Source organism: Marinifilum flexuosum (assembly GCF_003610555.1).
GTDB lineage: Bacteria > Bacteroidota > Bacteroidia > Bacteroidales > Marinifilaceae > Marinifilum > Marinifilum flexuosum.
The window spans coordinates 1-1,961 of record NZ_RAPQ01000002.1 but is presented as its reverse complement, the minus strand read 5'-3'; the positions used below and the strand labels follow the sequence as shown (position 1 = coordinate 1,961).

Below are 1,961 nucleotides of genomic sequence, written 5' to 3'. Positions count from 1 at the left end.
CAAGTTAAGCCATTATTATTGCTAAGTAAAGTTTTTATTGTTAGATTTATGAACAAGTTATCAAGAGTTGTGCAACAGGCACAAAAGCTAAATTTTATGGGCGCTGATAAGCAGTACGAAAGTTTAGTTTAGTTAATAAACACCAGCAAGCCACCTAGATTTGGTTTGCAAAAAAATATAAACAAATATATGCGGCTTGCTTCCGCGCGGTTTGATAAGACAACTGTTTTAATCGCCCACGAAAACTTAGCAAGACCGTTGTGTGTAATTAGAAAGAAATGAAGAAGCTACTATTAATAATATTACTCCAATCATTAAATATTTTGATTGGTCATTGCCAAACTGACACATTAAATAAGCTTGACTCAAATGGATTGAAACAAGGTGTTTGGAAGGAGACTTATCCCAATTCTGACTTTGAATTTATCCTTGCTAATTACAAGAATGGTATTTATGATGGAGAATTTAAAGCTTTTTATTCCAACGATAAAATCGGCTTAAATGGGAATTTTAAAAAAGGCAAAATACATGGGGATCATTTCACCTATTACCAATCAGGAGCCTTAAAACGAAGTGCCAAGCATGACAATGGTGAAATTGTAGGTAAAGTCACAACCTATTATGAAACAGGAATTGTTGCTAGTGAAACAGAATATAAGAATGGCAAGCCCAATGGTATTTATAAAGCCTTTTATTCAAATGGTAGTCTGCGAATTATACATGGAATTACAAATAACATTGCAACTGGAAGCTTTAAACAATATTATGAAAATGGGAATCTTAATATTGAGGGACAACATAAGGATGGTAAGGAAATTGGAGTTTGGAAAAAGTATTCAGAAGATGGAACGTTATTCGATGAAAATGAATATCATAAACTGAAGAAATTTGAACAATAACTACACACAACAAAAGTAACCGTTGCACAATCAAGTAATATTTGTAAAAAATAAGAACAAAGCCTTAAGAGTATGCGAATTTGCAAGCTTTTAAGGCTTTGTTTTTACAGTTGGTTTTGTTTGTGTTTTAAATTTTTAAGGCCTTAAAACAAGCTCAAGAGAGTCAAGATAACTTCTCAAAGAAGAAAATAAAACAATGGCCTGTCTGGTCATTGTTTCAGCTGTTTTGCTCATGAATTTCATTAGTTTTTTAAGGTTGTAGGCCGTAGCAGACATGTGCATCACTTTATTAGCCTGGGCAATTCCAATGGTGTTGATTTTTCGAAGCCCCATAAACTGAGTTAATGTTCCGAAAACTGGCTCGACTGTAGATTGCCGTTTGCCTTTCATGTACTTGCCGAACTTGCTCTGCACTCTTTTATTATTGCGTTTATACTGCTCAACGTAAACGGTTATTGCAATGCGTTTTTCATGGCTTTTACCAAGGCATTTTTTCTTGTCAGGGCAGTTTTTACAATCGCTTCGTTTGGTTAAGTAATGATCCTGAAGAGAATTTGTCACCATTTTCCGCTTTCGAAAAGTAACTTTCTTTCCCTCGGGACAAAGCCAGTAATTATCTTCCTTACAGAATGTAAACCCTTCGGGACCTCCCTTGTAAGTTCCATGTGGTGGAATGTAGCTGGTAATGTTTTCCTTTTCAAGAAATGCATAGTTTTCTCCGCTACTGTAACCAGCATCAGCCAAAAGAGTTATCCACAACAAGCCTTGCTTTTTTAGTCTGTGTTTTAAGCGCTTGGTGGCATCCTGCAAGTATTGATTGTCTTTTTTATCGGCATGATAAGCTTTCACATCTGTTATTACATGATTGGCTGTATCAACACTGATATTGTTCAGATAATTTAGCTTTCTGGCCTTACCGGGTTTTACACTGATTCTGGCATCGGGATCGGTAGGGCTGTAATGGGTTTTGTTACTGGTGTACTTGGCGCCTTTGTTAGCAGCTCCCGGACGTTGATCCTGATTTTTCTGCCAGTTACGGTTGCGACTTTTTATCCCTTGCAG

2 protein-coding genes are annotated in these 1,961 nt (G+C 36.3%); one reads left to right on the top strand and one right to left on the bottom strand.

Features of this window, described 5'->3' with window-relative positions:
- The first annotated feature begins 278 nt into the window (after window positions 1–278).
- On the top strand, window positions 279–899 hold the full coding sequence (locus BXY64_RS00020) for a toxin-antitoxin system YwqK family antitoxin (RefSeq protein WP_120237963.1): 621 nt from the start codon (window positions 279–281) through the stop codon (window positions 897–899).
- 135 nt (window positions 900–1,034) lie between these two features.
- Here the strand turns inward: BXY64_RS00020 and BXY64_RS00015 are convergent.
- Window positions 1,035–1,961: transposase (locus BXY64_RS00015; RefSeq protein WP_170150538.1), on the bottom strand; the 927-nt coding region annotated here is incomplete at its 5' end.